Annotated in this window: 11 protein-coding genes, 3 tRNA genes and 1 pseudogene; 4 read left to right on the top strand and 11 right to left on the bottom strand. The window is 75.0% G+C overall.

What is annotated here, in order from left to right; genetic code table 11:
- Positions 1–67: 67 nt before the first annotated feature.
- Positions 68–373: a YtxH domain-containing protein gene (locus ACZ4V1_RS02660; protein ID WP_055416777.1), complete on the bottom strand. Its 306-nt coding sequence runs from the start codon at positions 371–373 to the stop codon at positions 68–70.
- A 148-nt stretch (positions 374–521) separates the two neighbouring features.
- On the opposite strand from ACZ4V1_RS02660, the gene ACZ4V1_RS02665 reads away from it, so the two are divergent.
- The 3 genes from ACZ4V1_RS02665 (at position 522) to ACZ4V1_RS02675 (ending at position 926) form a co-directional block, all read left to right on the top strand.
- Positions 522–594 (top strand) — tRNA-Asn (locus tag ACZ4V1_RS02665).
- A gap of 5 nt (positions 595–599) precedes the next feature.
- Positions 600–672: transfer RNA gene (locus ACZ4V1_RS02670), tRNA-Asn, on the top strand.
- Between the two features lie 177 nt (positions 673–849).
- Positions 850–926, top strand: a tRNA-Ile gene (locus ACZ4V1_RS02675).
- Between the two features lie 148 nt (positions 927–1,074).
- On the opposite strand, the gene ACZ4V1_RS02680 is transcribed toward ACZ4V1_RS02675, so the two are convergent.
- From ACZ4V1_RS02680 to ACZ4V1_RS02715, 8 genes and pseudogenes are all read right to left on the bottom strand, one after another.
- Positions 1,075–1,224: a hypothetical protein gene (locus tag ACZ4V1_RS02680; RefSeq protein ID WP_468328354.1), complete on the bottom strand. Its 150-nt coding sequence runs from the start codon at positions 1,222–1,224 to the stop codon at positions 1,075–1,077.
- A gap of 65 nt (positions 1,225–1,289) precedes the next feature.
- Entirely contained in the window at positions 1,290–1,994 is a 705-nt protein-coding gene (locus ACZ4V1_RS02685) for an STAS domain-containing protein (protein WP_468328356.1), read from the bottom strand.
- Positions 1,995–2,236: 242 nt separating this feature from the next.
- A pseudogene (locus tag ACZ4V1_RS02690) lies at positions 2,237–3,233 on the bottom strand (GAF domain-containing sensor histidine kinase); the annotation flags it as partial.
- Complete coding sequence (locus ACZ4V1_RS02695; protein ID WP_468328358.1) at positions 3,234–4,283, bottom strand: rod shape-determining protein; 1,050 nt, start codon at positions 4,281–4,283, stop codon at positions 3,234–3,236.
- 133 nt (positions 4,284–4,416) lie between these two features.
- Positions 4,417–9,462: an SAV_2336 N-terminal domain-related protein gene (locus ACZ4V1_RS02700; RefSeq protein ID WP_468328360.1), complete on the bottom strand. Its 5,046-nt coding sequence runs from the start codon at positions 9,460–9,462 to the stop codon at positions 4,417–4,419.
- Complete coding sequence (locus tag ACZ4V1_RS02705) at positions 9,462–10,487, bottom strand: AAA family ATPase (RefSeq protein ID WP_468328362.1); 1,026 nt, start codon at positions 10,485–10,487, stop codon at positions 9,462–9,464. The genes ACZ4V1_RS02700 and ACZ4V1_RS02705 overlap by 1 nt, the downstream gene beginning before the upstream one ends.
- A gap of 232 nt (positions 10,488–10,719) precedes the next feature.
- Positions 10,720–12,372, bottom strand: coding sequence for a VMAP-C domain-containing protein (locus ACZ4V1_RS02710; protein ID WP_468328364.1), 1,653 nt, complete (start codon positions 12,370–12,372; stop codon positions 10,720–10,722).
- A complete protein-coding gene (locus ACZ4V1_RS02715; protein ID WP_468328366.1) occupies positions 12,369–12,728 on the bottom strand; it encodes a CU044_2847 family protein in 360 nt (119 codons plus the stop codon). Before ACZ4V1_RS02715 ends, ACZ4V1_RS02710 begins: the two co-directional genes overlap by 4 nt.
- Positions 12,729–12,950: 222 nt before the next feature.
- Between ACZ4V1_RS02715 and ACZ4V1_RS02720 the strand changes: the two genes are divergently transcribed.
- Positions 12,951–16,592 carry a S8 family serine peptidase gene (locus ACZ4V1_RS02720; RefSeq protein WP_468328368.1) on the top strand — a complete coding sequence of 1,214 codons (3,642 nt, stop codon included), beginning with the start codon at positions 12,951–12,953 and terminating at the stop codon, positions 16,590–16,592.
- 229 nt (positions 16,593–16,821) lie between these two features.
- On the opposite strand, the gene ACZ4V1_RS02725 is transcribed toward ACZ4V1_RS02720, so the two are convergent.
- Positions 16,822–18,192, bottom strand: a complete 1,371-nt coding sequence (locus ACZ4V1_RS02725; RefSeq protein WP_468328370.1) for a carboxyl transferase domain-containing protein — start codon at positions 18,190–18,192, stop codon at positions 16,822–16,824.
- Positions 18,185–19,693: an acyl-CoA synthetase gene (locus ACZ4V1_RS02730; protein ID WP_468328372.1), complete on the bottom strand. Its 1,509-nt coding sequence runs from the start codon at positions 19,691–19,693 to the stop codon at positions 18,185–18,187. Before ACZ4V1_RS02730 ends, ACZ4V1_RS02725 begins: the two co-directional genes overlap by 8 nt.
- Positions 19,694–19,721 lie beyond the last annotated feature (28 nt).

A 19,721-nucleotide genomic window follows, 5' to 3' on the forward strand; every position in this document is an offset into this window, starting at 1 on the left:
AATTCTGCCGCACCGGGAGCGGTGTCCGTACCCGGTGGGGGCACGGGACCCGGCGGAGGCATCCGCCTCAGGTGTTGCTGGTGCCCCAGTCGTCCGCGCCGCTGCCGTTCGCGTTGCGTTCGCGCAGGGAGCGGACCCGCTGGGCCACCGAGTCGGGCATCCGGTCCCCGACCTTGTCACTCACCGCGGTGTAGGCCTTGTCGGCGAAGTGCCTGCCCTGCTGGGCCGCCGACTCGGCGGTGTTGCGCACGGCGGGGTTCTGCGCGACCTGGCGGGCGGACTTGCGCAACTGCTCGTAACGCTCCCGTCCGGCCTTCGTGCCCAGCACGTATCCCACCGCGAGTCCGACGACGAACGTGAGCCGGTAACGCATGGCGGCCACCCTTCCCTTGCTCTGCCTCTGAGGTGCCGGGGAGTACCGATTGGCGGAGCACCCCCCTGCTTGCGCTAATGTATGTGTCGCAGCGAGCGCGCGCCCCCTGGCGGATACCCAGGTGGATGCGTTCGATGCAACGAGACATTCCTCGGTAGCTCAATTGGCAGAGCAGCCGGCTGTTAACCGGCAGGTTACTGGTTCGAGTCCAGTCCGAGGAGCTCGGTCCTCCGTAGCTCAATTGGCAGAGCAGCCGGCTGTTAACCGGCAGGTTACTGGTTCGAGTCCAGTCGGGGGAGCATGGTGAACGAGGACCCCGCCGGGGGTCCTTTTTCATGTCCGGGAACCGCGCGGCACGCTGCGGAGTCCTCAAGGTCATGAAGGCGTCGCGGTAGCCGACCATCCGAGGCAGGAGATCGTATGAGCGGCTATGCTGCGGCAGACGGCGCGCACACGTGTACGCGACACGCCGCTATGGGGCGGTAGCTCAGCCGGTTAGAGCAGCGGACTCATAATCCGCCGGCCGTGGGTTCGAGTCCCACCCGCCCCACCACAGCCCCTTGGCGCAGGAACGTTTTCACCTGCGGTGGCGCCTGAAACCTCGTCGGGGCGGGCTTCCTCCGCTCGTCGCAGGGATCGCCGACCGGCCCGTTGCCGGCCAAGGCGTACACGACCGCCGGGGAGACAGTGCGTGAGTCGCGCTACCGGCCGTCCTCGGCGTCCTCGGCGTCCTCGTCGTCTCGTTCGCCCTCCGCCTGGGAGGGAGTGGTGTGCGGCGGGTCGGGGGCGTCGTCCCGCTCGTCGTCGCGCTCGCCCTCCGCCTGGGACGGGGTCTGCTCGCTCGGGCTCATCGTGGTGCCTCCTGCTGACGGACGGGGTTTCGGGCCGGGTACCCGTCCGTGCCCCGGGGCACCACTCAGCGGCCGAGCCGGTCCAGGGCCGTCCGCAGGGCCGTGCGCACCTCGGCGGGCGGGGGCGGGCCGTCGCTCTCCGCGCTGGCGGTGACGGCCGCGGCGACCGTGCGCAGCTTGGTGTTGGAGAGCTGGGAGGCCTCCCGCAGGATGTGCCACGCCTCTTCCGACGTGCAGGCGTGCAGCGCCATGAGTACGCCCCGGGCCTGGTCGATGACCGGGCGGGACGCGATCGCCTGGCGCAGTTGCTCCACCTCCTCCTGCAGGACGTGCAGCCGCTCGCAGCGCTCCGCCGCCACCGCCGAGGCGGCCGCGGCGGGGGCGGCGGGGGCGGGCCGCGGCCCGGGCTCCGGCCGGTGGGACGAGGCGCGCAGGGGGTCGGTGGTGTCCAGGCCGGTGAGTTCCAGGACCCGCAGCGGCTGGCCGCGCCAGTTCGTCGCCGTCGCCGGCACCGCCTGCCGGTGGCTGTAGCCGCCCAGCAGGTCCAGGAACTGCAGCCCGGCCGTGTCCATGAACGCCACGTCGCCCATGTCCAGGTCGACCCGCTCGACGTCGCTCGGCAGCGTGGCCAGGGCCTCGGCCAGGACGTCCACGCACCCGTGGACGAGTTCTCCACGCGGGACGAGCAGCGCCCGTCCGGCGTCCACCCGGCCGTCGATGACCAGGGCGGTCGGCCTCCCCGCCAGACGTGGTGGTGCCGATGGGGTCATGTCACCGCCTTGTCCGTCCGTCCTTGCTTGGTCCCTGTCAGACGTTCGCGAACGTCACACAGCCCCCGTCGCCGTCGGACCGACCGGCGGCCGGGGCGTACCCGGTCCGCGGCTGTCCGGCGCCGCTGTCGGTGCGCCTGCCCGCCGGATCGCGGACTACACCCGGCGCCGGGGAATGCCCGGCGCACCGCTGGGTAAAGGTGCTGTCCGCCGGCTCCGGCCCGGATCCCGCACCCGCACGCTCACAGCGGCGACCACCACGTGAACGTCGTCCTCTTCCCGTCGCTCGTCCCCTTCCCGTCGCTCGCGCCCGTCCCGCCGGTCTCGCCGTCGTCGCCGGCCGTCAGCCGTACGCCGCTCCCGCCGTCCGGCGAGGCGGGGGCTGCGTCGACGGTGACCTCCACCCGGGAGACGCCCGGCCGCCCGGCCGCCCGGCCGCGTCGGCCAGGGCGTGGCGCAGGGTGGTGAGCAGGCGGTCCGCGACCCGGTCCGGTACACGGGTGCCGACGGCGCCCGTGAAGTGCGTGGACGGCGGGAAGCCGAGCAGGACGGCGGCGGACGCGGTCTCGCGCAGCACCCGGCCGCGCAGGCCGGCCGCCGGGCCCGCCGGGGGCTGCCGCAGCGCGAAGATCGTCGTACGGACCTCCCGGACCGTGGACCGGAGTTCGTCCACCGCCCGGCCGAGGATGTCGCGGACGTCCTCGGCGCCGGGGCGGCGCTGCGTGGACTCCAGCATCAGCCCGGTGCCGAACAGCCGCCGCACCACCAGGTCGTGCAGGTCCCGGGCGACGCGGTCGCGGTCCTCGCAGACCGCGAGGCGCTCCCGGCCGCGCCGGGCGTCGGCGAGGACGAGGGCGAGCGCCGGCTGCGAGGCGAACTGCGTGGCGTGCAGCCGTTCGACGGCCGGGTACGGGCGGTCGCCGCGGCGGCGGGGAGGGCGAGGGTACCGATCAGCCGGCCGCCCGCCCGCAGGGGCAGCATCATGTTCGGCCCGAACCGGTGCCGTACGCGCGTCGTCATGCGCGGACCGGCCGCCGAGTCCGCGACGAACACCGGTTCACCGCCAAGGAGCTGCTCCAGGACGGGGCTGCCGGGCGCGATGGCCGCGCCGACGATGCCGTCCGGGTCCTCGGGCGTCGAGGCGGAGGCGGTCACGATCTCCATGCCGCCCTCGGCGGTCGGCTGCAGGATCACGCCCGCACTGGCGCCGGCGATCGGTCCGGTCCGGTCGGCGGTGGATCAGTCGGACGACGTCGGGCTCAGGGACAGTGGCTCGACCCGGCCCTCCAGCATGGTGCCGAGTCCCTGGACCGCGCAGACGTCGGGCCGCTCCGCGATGTGCACCGGCATGCCCGTGGCCTGACGGAGCATCTGGTCGAAACCGGGCAGCAGCGCGCTCCCGCCGACCATCATGATCCCGCGGTCGGCGAGGTCCGCGACCAGGTCCGGCGGGCAGTCCCGGAGCACCTTGCCGATGCCGTCGAGCACGGCCGTGAGCGGCGTCTGGATGGCGTTGCGCACGGTCGCGGTGTCGACGCGCACGCTGCGGGCGAGCCCCGTCGCCACGTCCCGTCCGTGGATTTCGGTGGACGCCGGTCCCTGCGCGGTGAGCCCGTTGCCCGACAGGGCGAGTTGCAGCGGGCGCACGGACTGGCTGGGCAGCACCAGCTCGTGCTGGTGGCGCAGGAGCTGCACGATCGCGTGGTCCACGGCCTCACCGCCGACCGGGATGCGTTCGGCGGTCACGATCGAGCCGAGGGAGAGCACCGCGACCTGCGTGGCGTGCGCCCCGCACACCATGATCATGGTCGCTTCGGGCTGCTCCACGGGCAGCCCGCAGCCGACCGCCGCGGCGATCAGCGTGTCGACGAGTTCCACGCGGCGGGCGCCGAGCCCGACCAGCGTCTCGATCGCCGCCCGCTGGGCCAGCGGATCGGCGTCGTGCGGGGTACAGGCGGCGGCGCGCAGCCGGGGCTTGCGGCGCAGGGCGCGGCGGATCTTGTCACCGAGCAGATGCCGCAGCATGCGCTGGGCCATCTCGATGTCGACGACGGTGCCGCCCGACACGGGCCGGACGACGCGGATGTAGGCGGGGGTGCGGCCGGTCATCTTCTCCGCGAGCTCACCGACCGCGATGAGCGCACCGGTGCGGGTGTTGACCGCGGCGGCGGACGGCTGGTCGACGACGAGCCCGGCACCCTTGACGTACACGCGGGTCCGCGCCGCGCCCAGATCGACGGCGAAGTGGCAGCGGCGCAGCTGCTCCAGACTGGCGGTACTGGCGGTCATGGCAGATCCTCCCGAGAGCGCGGACCGTGCGGGCCGCCCGGTGGCCGGCCTCCTAGGCATCGTGCGCGGAGACCGGGACGGGCGCCCGCCGGAGAGGGCCGGGCGGGGGGCCGCTGAATGGGGGGTGTGCGGGTCAGCGGTTCTCGGCCGCCGTGAGCAGCGGACGCAGGTCCGGTACGAGGAGCGTGTCGCCGTCCGCCGCTCGCAGGGCCCGCCGGACCCGTTCACCGCGCCAGTAGCCGATGAAAGGCAGGCCGATCGCGCGGGCGGCGGCCTGCTCGGCGGGACAGGAACCGATCAGCACGCATTCGCCCGGCGGGGCGTCGAGCCGTTCCAGGGCCCGGTGCAGGACGTCCGGATCGGGCATGAGGCGGGTGAGGTCGGCGTCGCGGCCGTGGACGCCGCCCGGGAGCGCGGCCAGCAGGCTCCGTCGTCGCAGGTAGTCGGCGACCGGGGCGGGGGCCCGGTCGGTCACCACGGCGGTGGGCACCTTGCGCAGGTGCAGTGCCTGGATCAGCCGGTCGGCCAGCGGGGTCGGCTGCGCGGTGCGCGCCGCCCGCGCCTCGTGCCGGTCGAGGCGGCGACGCACGTCGTGGGCGAGCCGGTGCCCGGCGAGCGCCCGGATGAAGTCCAGGCTGCCGGTGTACCCGTCCGAGGCGACCCGGGGCAGTGGTACCCCGGCGAGCGCGTCCTCGGGCGCACGCTCCTCGACGACGAGCCGGGCGAGGTCCAGCAGGACCTCCCGCTCCGCGGCGGGCCGGTACAGCCGGGCCGTCACGTCGTCGAAGCCGAGGAGGACGCAGCGGGCGCCGGCGATCAGGTCCGTGGCGGAGGCCGTGCGGCGCGGCTGCGCACGGGCGGGGCCGGCGGCGCCGGAGGAGAACCACCGGATGAGGTGGCCGGACACCTCCACGCTCCCCGGAAGGATTCCGCGACCGCCCCGGGGTGCCGCCGGGCCTTCGCGGGACAACTCGTTGAACACCGCCTGCGGGTCGGTCTCCCGCCCGGCCACGGCCTCCACCGGATCCGCCACGCGCCACGTCGCCTCGACCCCGGGAAGATCCGTGGCGAGGACGTGCTCGGTCAGGTCGGCCTCGAAGTACCGCCAGGTCGCACGGGACCTGCCGGACGCCGAGCGGACCAGGTCGGACTCCGGCAGGGCGAGCGTCCCGTCGGGCAGCCGCAGGACGACGGCCTGGGACGCGTCGGACGGGAGGGGGACCCACCCCTCGGACGGCATCGGGAAGGGCCCGCGCACCGCTCCAACGGCCGGTACCGCCGCCCTCGGGTCCCCGGCGCCGTCGATCGGGCGGTACCAGCCCGTGTCGTCGTCCAGCGGCCGGAGCACGTCCGGGGCGAAGAGGGGGCCGTCCGGCCCCTCCTCCTCGTACACCTCGTCGTAGTACAGGGAGTCGGAAAGGGCGACGATCGCCTGTGCGCCGGAGGCGTCCAGTGCGGCGCCGACCGACCCGGCGTCGGCGCGGAAGGCCTGCTCCTCGCCGCCGCCCACCGGGAACTCCACCTGCCAGAACTCGGCCCGCAGCCGCAGTCCGCCCACGCGCGCCAACTGTCCGGGCAGCCCCTCCAGGGTCGCCCGGAGCAGGCCGGAGACCTCCGTCCGCGGCTCCAGCAGCACGAGGACGCCCTTCAGGTCGTCCAGGACCTCGTAGGCGTCACCGTCGAGCCCACTGTCCGTCAGCAGATCCGTGACCACGCGGCGCAGGGCGGCGTGTGCCTCGTCGCCCCGGGGGCCGTCGGCGAACGCGTAGCGGGCGCAGTCGCGGTAGTCGGTGTCGAAGCCGGCGTCGTCCTCCTCGGCATCCTCCTCCGAATCCTCCTCGAGTTCCGCCGCGATCTCCGCCAGGATCTCCGCCCGCTCCTGCCGCTCCCGGGCCTCCTCGGGGTCCAGGTCCGGGTCGTAGTAGGGGCCGTCCCCCCACGCGGCGCTCGTGGCGATCACCTCGGCCGTCTCCGCCTCCTCCTCGGTCGGGCCCTCCGTCTCCTCCGGCAGGGGTGTCCACAGGTCGTCCTCCGTGGGGAAGGGGCCCTCCGGAAGCTCGTCCGGCGCGGACACGGTGCCGTTCGTCCCGTCCGTGGCCGACGGCTCCGCGTACGCCTGCCACGGGGCGTCGTCCGCCGGCTCGTCGTGCTCCTCGCGCAGCTCCCGGCCGAGCGCCGCCAGCGCCGGACTCCGCCCCCCGGACAGCTCGTACTCCTCGTACACCGCCAGGGCCTCCTCGCCCCGGCCCTGGCGGCGCAGGGCGATCAGATACAGGCGGCGGAAGTCCTCCCGGTGCGGGTGGGCCGCCACCAGGTCGGCCAGGTCGGTGGACGCCCGGTCGTACTCGCCTAGCGCCAGGTCGAGTTCGGCGCGCTTGGTGCTCAGGGCGAGGCGGAGCCGGACGAGCCGGGTGCGGGCGGTGCGGGCGGCGGGCCCGGGCACGTCCGCGAGGGGCTCGGTGCCGCGCCAGAGCGACAGCGCCTCGGTGACGTGGGCGCGGGCCTCGGCGAGCGAGCCGGCCAGCCGTGCGGCGTCGGCGCGCCGTACGAGTTCGTCGCAGTGCACCACGTCCACGTGGTCGGCGCTGGTGTGCAGCGCGTAGCCGTGGGCGGGCGCCGCCAGTACGCCGGGGCCCAGGACGTCCGCGAGACGCGTCGCCAGCCGGGTCAGCTCGGCCCGCGGGTTGCGCGGCTCGTCGCCGGGGTCCCACAGTCCCCACCGCAGTTCCTCGTGGGTCACCGTGCGGCCGTGCTTGAGCAGCAGCATGGCGAGCAGCGCGCGGACGTCCGGCGGCAGGCCGGGGGAGGCGCCGCCCGGCAGGTCGGCCCGCAGCGGGCCCAGGACGTGGTACCGGCGCGGCTCGTACTCCTGGCGGGCCCGTTCCGACAGCGTCGCACGCGTGAGCATGTCCCGGCCCCGGACCTGGGTCTCCAGCGACGGGAACATGAGCTGGTCGAAGGCGTGCGCGAAGTGGATGCGCAGGGCGTCGGGCAGCCGGTCCAGGCGGCGGGAGTCGATCGGGACGGCCAGGCGCGAGGTCCCCGACGTCAGCAGCAGCAGGATGTCGCACAGGGCCCGCAGGTCATCGGAGCGGCCCGCCGGGCCCGAGGTGCGCCCCGGTTCGAAGAGGCTGAGCCGGACCGTGCCGTCCGGCAGGAGGACGACCCGGGACGCCTCCAGGCCGCCGTGCGTGACGCCCGCCCGGTGCAGGACGGTGAGCGCCTCGGCCAGTTGCGCGCCCACCGACACCGTCAACGGCGGTGGCAGCCGCCGGCCGTCCGACCGGGCGAGGGCGTTCAGGGCGATGCCGTCGAGGTGCTCCATGACGACGTACGGGATGTCGTCCTCGATGCCGCCGTCGAGGACGGTCACCACGTTCGGATGGGCGAGCTCCGTCAGCCGGCGCGCGTCCCGCAGGAACGCCGTGCGCGACGCGGGGTCGGTGTTCGCGTCGTGCAGGCGGATCGTCACCGTCCGGTTGGTCTCGGTGTCCTCGGCCAGCCACATCCTCCCGGTCGGCGCGAGCCGCCGCACCGACCGGTAGCGCGCGCCCAGCGCGGGCGGGAAGGGCGAGGGGGCCGGGGGCCGCTCCCGCGCGGCCAGCTGCCGGGCGCTCTCCTGACTGATCGCCGCGAAGGACTCGTTCCCGTCGGCCCTCTCGGTGCCGTCCCGGGAGGGGATCAGCGCGCGGAACTCGCCGGGCGACCGCCCCGCCCGCTCGTCGATCAGGCCGCCGGTCCGCAGCAGCAGCTCGTGGGTGCGGTTGCGCGCGGTGCGGGGCAGACCGCGCAGCAGGAGCTCGCGTACCCCGGGACGGAACGCGTACGAGCCGGGCGGCCCGGCGACCGTGGTGAGCAGGCCGCTGAGGATGACCTCGGCCAGGTGCTGGGGGAGCGGGTGCGGCTCGACGGCGGCCTGCACCAGTCGCATCACCGGCAGGTCGGGGCGGCCGAGCGCGAGGTGCCCGGCCAGCCGGAAGGCCGGAGGGGAGGCGCTCGCGCGAAAGCGCAGGACCAGCTCCTCGGCGGACAGCCGCGTCACGTCGGTGCGGTCGTCGGCGTCGGCCGGCAACGGACGGTGCAGCGCGGCGGCGGCGCCCGGGTACTCGGTGCCGCCCGGGCTCGCCACCAGTGACGCCCAGTTCGCCAGCCACTCGGGCCCCGGTTCCAGCACGGGCACGTACACGGCCTTCCCGGACGCCCGCGACGCGGTGCCGTCGTACGGCGTGAAGGCGAGCGACGCGCTGGGCGCGGCCCGGTGCGGGGCCGACAGCCGGCCGGGGACCGGCGGCAGGGCGGTGTCCCGCCACAACTGCTCGGGCAGCGGCTGGAGTACGGCCAGCGGCGTCCGGCGGGCCCAGCGGCGCAGCGTGTCGAACCATCGGGTGCCGGCCGGGCCCTCGCGCCACTGCGGGCCCATGCAGTCGCTGATCAGAAGGGTGACGGTACGGCCGTCGGCGGGCGCGTCGGTTCCGTCGCCGCGAACGGTGCCGTCGGGGTCCGCGCGGTGCAGGGTGACCGTGCGGAAGACGCCCGACTGGGCGAGCGTGGCGTGCAGTTCGCGTACGAGGGGCTGCCAGACGGGCATCGTGGGGCCCGCGTCGTGCACCAGGTTCAGCCGCAGCCAGCGTTCCCGCACCGGGCGCAGCACCGGCAGCCACCACTCGGGGCCGGCGCCCAGCCGCGCGATGCGGTCGGCGGTCGCGGCCTCGTCCACCTCGTGCCCCACCGGCGCGTCGGTACGGCGCTTCAGCGGGCGCAGGGAGCGTTGCAGCGCCAGGGTGTGCCGCAGCATCGGCGGGGCGGGCGCGAGCAGGGCGCTGTGCGGCTCGGCCGCCGACGTGCCCGGTGTGGGGGCCGGGGACGGCAGGCGCAGGGGGGTGCGGGGCGCCTGCGGAGCGAGAGGTGGTTCCTGTGGCCGGCCGGGCGGGGGCGGCCGGTCCCGCCGGTGCCTCCGGTCGGGTCCCGGCGCCGCCCGGGGTGCGTGCGGTGCCGGGTCGGCGGGCTCCGCCTCGGGCGCCGGACCCGGCGGGTCCGCCTCCGTCGGTTCCATCCGCCCCGCCAGCCACAGGAGTTCGGCAAGCTCCAGCGGGGTCGGCCGGACGCCCGAGGCCGCCCGGCCGAGGATGTCGGCCAGGTGGGGAAGGGGCTCCGGGGCGCCGGGGCGGTCGGCGGCCATCAGAAGGCGTCGGACTGTGGGGACCGGCCCAGGTACGGCATGAGCCGCTCCGCCAGCTCGTCGAGGGACTCGGCGCCCAGGCCGGAGGAACGGGCCAGGTAGATCGCGTTGAGGAGCTGGTCGGTGGCCAGTTCGCCGCTGCCCACCCGGGACAGGAACCGGTCGATCAGCTGCTGCGCGTACCCGTCGGGCTCGCCCAGGTGGGCGCGGACGATCTCGGTGAGGTGGTCGTCGTCCGGCTGCCGCAGCCGCAGCGAGACACAGCGGCGCAGGAACGCGGGCGGGAACTCGCGCTCGCCGTTGCTGGTCAGGACGACGAAGGGGAAGGCCTTGCAGCGGACCCGGCCGCGCTCGACGGGCACCCGCTGGTCGGTGCCGTCGATCAGCACCTCGGCACGCCCGTCGGGGGTGTCCCGGGAGGCCCGCACGAGTTCGGGGATCTCGTACTGGCCCTCCTCCAGGACGTGCAGCAGGTCGTTCGGCAGGTCGAGGTCGCTCTTGTCGATCTCGTCGATGAGCAGGGCGCGCGGGCGGGCGTAGGGGAGGAGGGCGGTGCCGAGCGGGCCCAGCCGCAGGTGGTTCTCGATGCCCGTCCCGGCCGCCGGGTCGTCGGGACGCTCGGAGGCGTGGCGCGCCGCGTACAGGCGGGAGAGCGGGTCGTACGTGTAGAGGCCGTCGTGCAGGGTGCTGCGGCTGGTGATGTTCCACCTCAGGACCGGGCCGAGCCGCAGTTCACGGGCGACCGCGTAGGCGAGGGACGACTTCCCCGTGCCGGGCGGACCGGTGACCAGCAGCGGGCGCCGCAGGTAGAGGGCGGCGTTGACCAACTGCACCGTGTGCTCGGAGGCCTGGTAGGTCGCGGCACGGTGGACGCGGTCGGGCGAGGTGGCCAGGGCGTCGGCGTCCTCGTCCGGCGGGTCGAGCACGGGGTGGCCGTCGAAGGCCCGCCAGGGCGGAGGCGGGGGCAGCTTGGTGATGCCGTCGTGGGGGGCCGGCGCGCCGGTGTAGACGGGCCACAGGGGCATGGTTCTTCTCTCCGAGCGATCGGTGCGGTGTGGCGGGCGGTTCGGCGGTGGTGGTGAGTGGTGTGGCGGGCGGTTCGGCGGTGGTGGTGAGTGGTGCGGCGGTTCGGCGGTGGTGGCGGGTGGTCGGCGGTGGCGGTGTGGCGGGTGGCTTGGTGTGGTGAGGGTCGGTGTAGTGGTCGGCTCGGCTCGGTGGGCGGCTCGGCTTGGTGGGCGGTTCGGTGCGGCGGTCGGTTCAGCCGACGGGTGAGCGCAGCGGGGCGGCGGGTTCGGCGAAGCAGCGGGGGTCGTCCCACAGCAGCTGGACGTCCCTCGCCCAGTGCTCGTCGGGGTCGTCGGCCGCGTCCGCCGTCTCGCGCAGTTCCCGGACCAGGCGGGGGAGTTCGGACGGCGGCACCCCGGCCACGGACACGGCGAGTTCGTCCAGGAACGCCGTGCCGGAGCAGGGACCGTCGTGCCCGTCGCCGGGGCACCCCCTGCGTGGCCAGAGCAGCACCGGGACGGGGACGTGGAGGCCGACCTCGAAGTGTTCCCGCACCGCCGCGGGCGCGGTGGCGAAACCGGCCAGCTCCGCGTCGTCCCGCAGCCGCTTGCGCAGGCCGGCCGGCCGCTCCCGGGTGCCGCAGTCGACGCGGTGCAGCGTCCCGCCCGGGCTGGCCCCGAGCTTGCGCCACTTCTTGCGCAGCTGGTGGCGGAGCCGTCCGCTGCGGTGGCGGTGGCGGTCGGTGACCACGAGGGGGTAGGCGCAGCCGAGCGGTGTGGGATCGTCCTCGCTGCACGCCCAGTGCGCCACCGGTTCGTTCAGCCACTCGCGCGGCAGTACGAACGTGAGCAGCTCGTCGGCGCCGGGATCGAGCTGGGTGAACGCCTCGTCGATGCGCTCCTGCACGAACGACCGCACCCCGCTCCTGGCCAGCCGGCGCGTGCCCACCGGGCGGCGCTGCCCGTCCCGGTAGGCGGACACCTCGACGGTGACCTGATCGGCGCCGGCGCCGCTGTGGTCGATCTCGACGACGATGGGCGACCACGTCGCGGGGCGCGGCGGCGGTGCGTGCAGGAATTCCTCCAGCCGGTCGGCGAACCGGGCCACGGCGTCCGGCTCCGGCACCTCCCACTGCACGTACGCGGCGGCCTCCCACAGGGAGGCGAACCCCCCTTCCGGGGGCGGCGGGTCGAAGCGGTCCATGGCGGAGACGTACAGCCGGTTCGGGTCGCACGCCGGGCCGGTGCTCTCGGCCCGGCGCACCAGTGCGTACAACCGCCGGCGCGCGTCCGCCCGGTGACCCGGCGTGGGCACCAGTTCGCCGATCTCCGGCCAGTAGCGCGCCATGACCTCGACGGGCAGCATTCTGCCGACGCGTACGTCCTTGCCGCCCGCGACCGCGGTGACCATGCCGACGACCGCGCCGTCGGCCAGCGCCAGCGCCGCTCCGCTGAACCCGGCCGCCAGCGGCTGTCCGTGCGCCGTGAGCGCCTCCAGCTGGACCCACTCGTCCGAGATGAGCGGGCCGGGCTGGGCCCGGTAGGAGGCGAGCATGCCCTCGTCGTACCCCTTGGGGAATCCGTAGGCGACCAACTCGGGCGCGGGCGACGTCTGTTCCGAGCCGGGCCGGGCGAACACGGCCGGTTCGAGCGGCACCTCCCGGTCCAGTTCCAGTACGGCCAGGTCACCGAGGTCGGCGGGGCCGCCCTGCCAGCCGCCGTGCACGGCGACCGTGGCGGACAGTTCGCCCAGCTCCCGGCGGCCCGGGAAGGACACCGTGACCGCCGCGCTCTCGCTCCACCTGACGACATGGGCGCAGGTGAGCAACCGGCGCGCGGAGACGAGGAATCCGGCGCCGACCTCCTTGCCGCACTCGATGCGGGCGTGCCACGCCGTACCGCTCATGACCGGCCGACGGCTTCCGGGCCGTCCGGGCGCGTCGGGGACGGCTCCGGCGACCAGCTGAGCTTCACGACCAGATGGCCTTCCGCCGAGCCCTTCGCGATGACCGCGCCGGCCTCCGCGCTCAGCTTGACCCCGAACTCCAGCTCCACCGAGTCGGGTCTGAGCGTGCCGTCCCGGAAGACCCGCAGCGCGGACTCGGCCGCCGCCCGCACGCCCTCCAGGGAGCCCTCGAAGGTGCGTGCCGCCTGGGCCGGTCCGTCGCCGCGCGAGACCAGCCGCGCGCCGTCCTCGTCCTCGACGCCCTCGACGACCACCCGCGTGCCGTCCTCGGTCCTGAACTCGACCAACCCGTCCATGACGCCGCTCGCTCCCCGTATGCCGTGCCTGTGCGGAAGGTCATTGTGACGGACGGTACTCGGACCTGTCCCGCCCGCCCTCTCCCGCCCAGCGCCGCCCTGGCGGGAACCCGCCAGGGCGCCAATCCGCCACCCTCGGTCAACTCCTTTGCCCCGCAAGCCCCCTGAGACTGCTCCCAGCACTCGTCACAGCACTCTACGACGATACGAAGAGAGGCGTGGATGAGCAGAGGACCAGTCAGACGCGGAGCGTTCCTCCTGTCGGCGGGGCTCGTGACCGCGCTGCTGCCGGCCGGGGCGGCGGCAGCGCAGGAGCCGCCCCCGGACCCGGCGCGCGCCCCGGCCGCCGTAGGCCCGGCCGCCACCCGCACCGTCACCCTCGTCACCGGCGACCGGGTGACCGTCGGCGACCTCGGCGGCGGCCGAAGGACCGTCACGGTCGAGCGGCCCGAGGGCGCCACCGGCGCCGTGCACACCCGTGTTTCAGGCGGCCGGACCACCGTCGTACCGGACGAGGCCCTGCCGTATCTGCGCGACGGCAGCCTCGACGCACGGCTCTTCGACGTCGGTGAGCTGATCGAGCAGGGGCTCGCCGACTCCGAGACGGGCGAACTGCCGCTGATCGTGACCTATGAGAAGGGCGCGCGGGCCGCCGCCCCGCGAGGGTCCGAGCGGACCCGGGCGCTGCCCAGCGTGCGCGGGGCCGCCGTCGAGGCCGACAAGCGGCGTGGATTCTGGCGCGAATTCACCCGTCGCGGCGCCGGGATCGACGGTGTGTGGCTCGACGGACGGGTCACCGCCGCCATGGCCGAGTCCAACGCGCAGATCGGCACCCCCGAGGCCTGGCGGGCAGGGCTGACCGGCAAGGGCGTCACCGTGGCCGTGCTGGACAGCGGCGTGGACGCCGGCCACCCCGACCTGGCCGGCCGGGTCGCCGAGAGCCGCAGCTTCATCGCGGGGGAGGAGGTCGCCGACCGGCACGGCCACGGTACCCACGTCGCCTCCACCGTCGGCGGCAGCGGCGCGGCCTCCGACGGCGAGGAGAAGGGCGTGGCGCCGGGCGCCGACCTCGCGGTCGGAAAGGTCCTCGACGACTCGGGCTCGGGCAGCGAGTCCGAGATCATCGCCGGGATGGAGTGGGCCGCCCGGGACGTGGACGCCGACATCGTCTCCATGAGCCTCGGCTCCACCGAGCCCAGCGACGGCACCGACCCGATGGCGCGGGCCGTCGACACCCTGTCCCGCGAGACCGGTGCGCTGTTCGTCGTCGCCGCCGGCAACACCGGCACCCCGTCCTCCATCGGCTCGCCCGGCGCCGCCGACGCCGCCCTGACGATCGGCGCCGTCGACTCCGCCGACGAGGCGGCGTACTTCACCAGCGCGGGGCCCCGCCACGGCGACAACGCGCTCAAGCCCGACCTGGCCGCCCCCGGCGTCGACATCCTCGCCGCCCGCTCCCGGCTCAGCGGGGGCAGCGGCGACTACACCTCCATGAGCGGTACGTCGATGGCGACACCGCACGTCGCCGGAGTGGCCGCCCTGCTCGCCGAGGAGCACCCCGACTGGACCGGCGCGCAGCTCAAGGACGCGCTGATGTCCACGTCGAAGCGACTGGACGCCTCCGCCTACCGGCTGGGCGCGGGACGGGTCAGCGTGCCGGACGCGATCGGCGCCGCCGTCACCGCCACCGGAAGCGCCGACCTCGGCTTCCACGCCTGGCCGTACGAGGCCGACGAGCCGGTCACCCGCACCCTCACCTACACCAACGCCTCCGACACGGCGGTCGAGTTGCAGCTCGCCGTGCGGGGCGCCCCCGAGGGCGTCGCCACCCTCGCCGACACCGCCCTCACCGTGCCAGCGCACGGCACCGCCTCCACCACCGTCACCGGCGACGGGTCCAGGGCCCCGGCCGGGACGACGAGCGGCCGGATCGTGGCGTCGGGCGCGGACGGCATGCCCGTGGCGCACACGGCGTTCGGGATGGTCAAGGAGGAGGAGCGGTACACGCTCACCGTGCACGTCAAGGACCGGGCCGGTGCCGCCGCCCCGGCCGACCTGGTCGTGCAGCACCTCGCCGAGGGCGTCGACCCCGTCCCCGCGCGCGTCGGTGAGTCCGGCACCCTGAAGCTGCGCCTCGCGCCGGGTACCTACAGCCTGACGTCCTTCCTCGACGTGCGCGGCAGCCACGGCGCCGACTCGCTCGGACTCGGCTTCCTCGCGGCGCCCGAGGTCGTCGTCGACCGGAACCGCGAGATCACCCTGGACGGCACGAAGCTGCGCGAGATCAGCGCCGACGTCGACCAACGCACCGAGACGCGGCAACTGCTCATGGAGTACGACCGCGGCGCGAACGGCTCCGACCTCTTCGGCGCGGTACAGGTGCCCCTGACGTACGACAGCGTCTTCGCGGCGCCCACCGGCAAGGTCACCGAGGGCGGTTTCGAGTACCGGACCGTGTGGCGGCTGGGCAAACCGCTGCTGGAGGTCCAGGGGATCGGTGAGGCCGTCGTGCAGGCGGGCGGCACCCTGATCGAGGGCCGCGGCCGGCTGCCCCTGGCCGACGTCGGGGACGGGCCCTTCCCGGACGGCGTCCGGGGCAAGGCGGCCCTCGCCCGGCTCACCGAGGGCACCGAACCGGCGGACCTCGCACAGGCCGCCCAGGACGCGGGCGTCAAGGCGCTGTTCGTGACCGACGACGCACCCGGACGGCTGACGGCCTGGTGGGGCACGGACGACAACGCCGACCGGCCGCTGCAGATCGCCACGGTGAGTGCCGCCGACGCGCAGCGGCTGCGGGACGCCGGACGGGTCCACATGACGGGGACGCGCGACACGCCCTACACGTACGACCTCTCGGAAGGGCATCGCGGCGGCGTGCCCGACCGGGACCTCACCTACGAGCCCGGGCACCGCGATCTCGCCGTGCTGCGGACCAGGTACCACGCGGCCGAACCGGCGAGCGGCGGCGAGTTCCGGTACTCGATCACCGACACGTTCCCGATCGGCCTCGGCTTCCGGGAGCGGATCGACTACCCGGCCGAGCGCACCGAGTACGTGTCGACCGGGCCCGGCCAGCTGTGGCACGAGTCCGTGACGGCCGCCGACGGCGCGCTGGAGCAGCGGTCCGGAACGGTCCGGTACGAGGGCGGCTCGCGTACGGAGCTGAACTGGTTCAAGCCCGTGTGGCACCCGTACCTCGGCACCGGGCTGGGCTGGGGACAGCAGCGCGCGGGCGCCCGGCTCCGGTTCAACGCCCCCGGCTGGGGCGACTCCGGCCCCGACCACACCGGCTTCGGCGACGTGTGGAGCGAGGGCAGCGGGATGTCGCAGACCACGTCCGTGTACCTGGACGGCGAACTGGTCGGCCAGGGGCCGAGTTCGGCCGCCTACGTGTGGGACGCGCCGGCCGACGAGCACACCTACCGGCTCGTCACCGACACCGCGCTCGACGCCGATCGCTGGCGCCTCGGGACCGAGGGGCACGCGGAGTGGACCTTCCGCTCGGCCGCCACACCCGAGGACCGCTGGACCCACCTCCCCCTGATCAACCTCTCCTTCGACGTCGGCACCGACCTCGCGGGCGAGGTGCGCGGCGGGAAGCGGCTGCGGGCCGGGATCGGCGCCCAGTACGTGGCGGGCGCCCCGGACACCGGGACGATCGGCGGCGGGAAGCTGGAGGTGTCGTACGACGACGGCGGGACCTGGCAGCGGGTGCGGCTGCGCGGTGGTGACGGGGAGGCGTCCTGGTACGGGACGCTGAACGTGCCCCGGGACGCCGAGCACGTCTCGCTGCGGGCCTCGGCGCGCGACGACCGGGGCGGTTCGGTCACCCAGGAGATCATGCGGGCCGTCGCCGTGCGGTGACACGCGGACGGCGCCGCCTCCCTGGGACGGGGAGGCGGCGCCGCCTGGGTTCTCGGACCGTCAGACCAGCCAGCCGACGAAGTGGACGATGCCGGCGAGGATGTCGGTGAGAAGGTTCATGATCGTGCAGCTCCTTGCGCTGTGCGTGTGGGACCTACTTGGGACTCGTGCGTCGACTACGGTCTGCAGCCCGTCGCTCGCACACCGTAAGTATCGTTGGTCTCTGTGGTCACATGCGCTCCCCTGAGCGACGATCACCTGTTCCAGGGAACAACTGATCGCCTGTTCGGATCACGCCGAGTTCCGCCAAGTCCTGCGGCCGAAGCCGCAGGTGACCGGCCGTCGCCTCGGCCTCCTCCGGCGGGCGCTTCAGGATCGCCGCCGCGAGCTCCGGCGCGATGACGGAGAAGTAGCTGTCCGGCGTGGCCCAGGTGCTGCCGGGCGCGGCCAGCGCCAGCGCGCCGCCCGAGCCTCCCTCGCCGATCACCAGGGTGGTGACCGGCGTGCGGACCGAGGCCATCACGACGAACAGGTCGGCGATCGCCGGCCCCACGCCCTGCCGCTCCGCCTCCGCGTCGCCCGCCGCACCAGGGGTGTCGACCAGGGTCAGCACCGGGATGCCGAGCCGGTCCGCGAGGCGGAGCAGCCGGGCCGCGGTGCGGTACCCGGCGGGCCTGGTCGCGGTCCCGGTCTGGGCGGCGTACGCGACCGTCCGCCCCGCGTGCTCACCGAAGCCGCAGAGCATGCCGTCCGGGTCGGTGCCCCCGCAGCGGTCGCCCGAGAGGGCGGCGCGGTGGGTGAAGTAGGCGTCGAGGTAGGCCCGGGCGCGCGGGCGTTCGGGAGCGCGCGCCCGTTGGACCGCGTCCCAGCCGGTGTCCGGCAGGGCGGTGCCGCCCAGCGGCCCGGGCACCGGCGCCGGGGCGCCCGACGGTGCCGTCAGCAGCCGCAGCCACCGCCCCAGCGTCCCGCGCAGCTCCCCGGCCGGCACGACGGCGTCCGCGCTGCCCGCCGCCACCTGCGCCTCGGCCGTGTACGCCGCCGGGTCGGCGTCCGGCGGCCGGACCCGGGACCCGGCGAAACCCACCTGGGCGCCGGGCAGCGCGAGGACCACGTCGGCGCCCGCGCCCAGCGTCGCCCAGCCGCCCCCGGTGGCCGGGTCCCGCACCACGGCGATCTGCGGCAGCCCGGCCCGGCGGGTGAGCGCCGACTGCCGTGCCACCCGCTGGAGCTGGGTCAGCGCGAGCATCCCCTCCTGCATCCGGCTGCCGCCGGTGGCCACCAGCGGCACCACCGGCAACCGGTGCTCGCGGGCGTACGAGTACGCCGCCTCCAGCCGGTCACCGGTGGCACGGCCCAGTGAGCCGCCGAGGAAGCCGAACTCGAAGGCGAGGAGCACCGCGCGGGTGCCCTCGACGTGCCCGGTCCCGCAGACGACGGATTCCTCCTCGCCGCTGCGCTCGGCGGCGCGGACGCGGGAGGCGTCGTAGCCGTGCCAGCCGAGGGGGCCGTCGGGCCGCGACTCGCCGGCCGGGTGGGGGAGTTCGGCGAAGTCGTCGGTGAGGAGCGCGAGGAACTCGCGCGCGGACGGCCGCTCAGCCATGCGTCAGCGCCCGCTTCATGATCTTCCCCATGTCGTTGCGGGGGAGTGAGTCGAGGTGCCGCAGGACCCGGGGTCGCTTGTGCGGGGCCAGCCGGCCCGCGACATGGTCGGCCAGCGTGGCGAGGGTGGGTGGCGACCCGGGGTCGGCCGGCACGATCCACGCCACGATCCGCTCGCCGAGATCCGGGTCGGGCTCCCCGGTGACGGCCGCCTCGCGCACCCCCGGGTGTTCGAGGAGCGCGTTCTCGATCTCACCGGCCCCGATCTTGTACCCGCCGCTCTTGATCAGGTCGGTGGCCTTGCGGCCGACGATGCGGACGTTGCCGTCCGGGTCGCGCACCGCCATGTCGCCGGTGCGGAAGAAGCCGTCGGGGGTGAAGGCGGCGGCGGTGGCGTCGGGGCGGTTGAGGTACTCGGTGAACAGGTTCGGGCCGCGCACCTGGATCTCGCCGACGCTCTCCCCGTCCAGCTCCGTGATCGGCGTGCCGTCCTCCTCCACGAGCCGCAGCTCGACGCCCGGCAGCGGCACGCCCACGGTCCCGGCGCGCGGCTCGCCCACCGCCCGCACGCCGGGCCGGGGGTCCGGGGGCGTCCACCGGGAGGAGCACAGCATCAGCGTCTCCGTCATGCCGTACCGCTCGACGACCCGCCGTCCGGTCGCGGCGGCGATGCGCTCGTGGTCGTGCACGGGCAGCGCGGCCGACCCCGACACCAGCAGCCGGGCCCCGGAAAGGGCCTTCGCCAGCTCCGGGTCGCCGGGCAGGGACTCGGCGATCCGGTGGTACATCGTCGGCACCCCGAACAGCATGGTCGCGCCGTCGTTCAGCTCCCGCGCCGCGCCCTCGGTGGAGAACCTGCCCAGGTGCCGCACGGATCCGCCGCGCCGCAGCGGCCCGAGGATGCCCAGTACGAGGCCGTGCACGTGGAACAGCGGCAGCCCATGGACCAGCACGTCGTCGCCGGTCCACCCCCATGCGTCGGCGAGCGCGTCCAGGGTCGTGGCGATCGCCCGGCGGGGGATGACGGCGCCCTTGGGCGGGCCGGTGGTGCCGGAGGTGTAGACGACGAGGGCGGGGTCGCCGTCGTCGGTGTGGTGGTGATCCTCGGGGACGGGGACGGGGACGGGGGCGGTGGCGTGCACGTCGACGTCCACACGCTCGAGGGCGCCCAGAGCGGGCGGGAGGCCGCTTCCCGGGGGCGCGAGGACGAGCGACGGCTCGCTGTCGGCGAGGATGTGCGCGAGTTCCTTGTCGCCGGACTTCGGGTTGAGCGGTACGGCGGGGACGCCGGCCAGCAGCGCCGCCACCACGGCGACGGCGGTCTCCATCTCCGGTGTCGCCCAGACGGCGACCCGTCCGGCCCCCCGGATCCGGCCGGCCGTGCCGCCGGCCGCGGCGGCCAGTCGGGCGTAGGTCAGGGAGCGCTCGCCGAAGCGCACGGCGGTCCGGTCGGCCGGTGCGCCGGTCGCGGCCGGGGAGAGGGCGGGGAAGAGAGAGGACACGCGTCGTACTCCTTGGCTGTTGTCGGCG

The sequence above is a fragment of the Streptomyces sp. NPDC028991 genome, assembly GCF_055564775.1.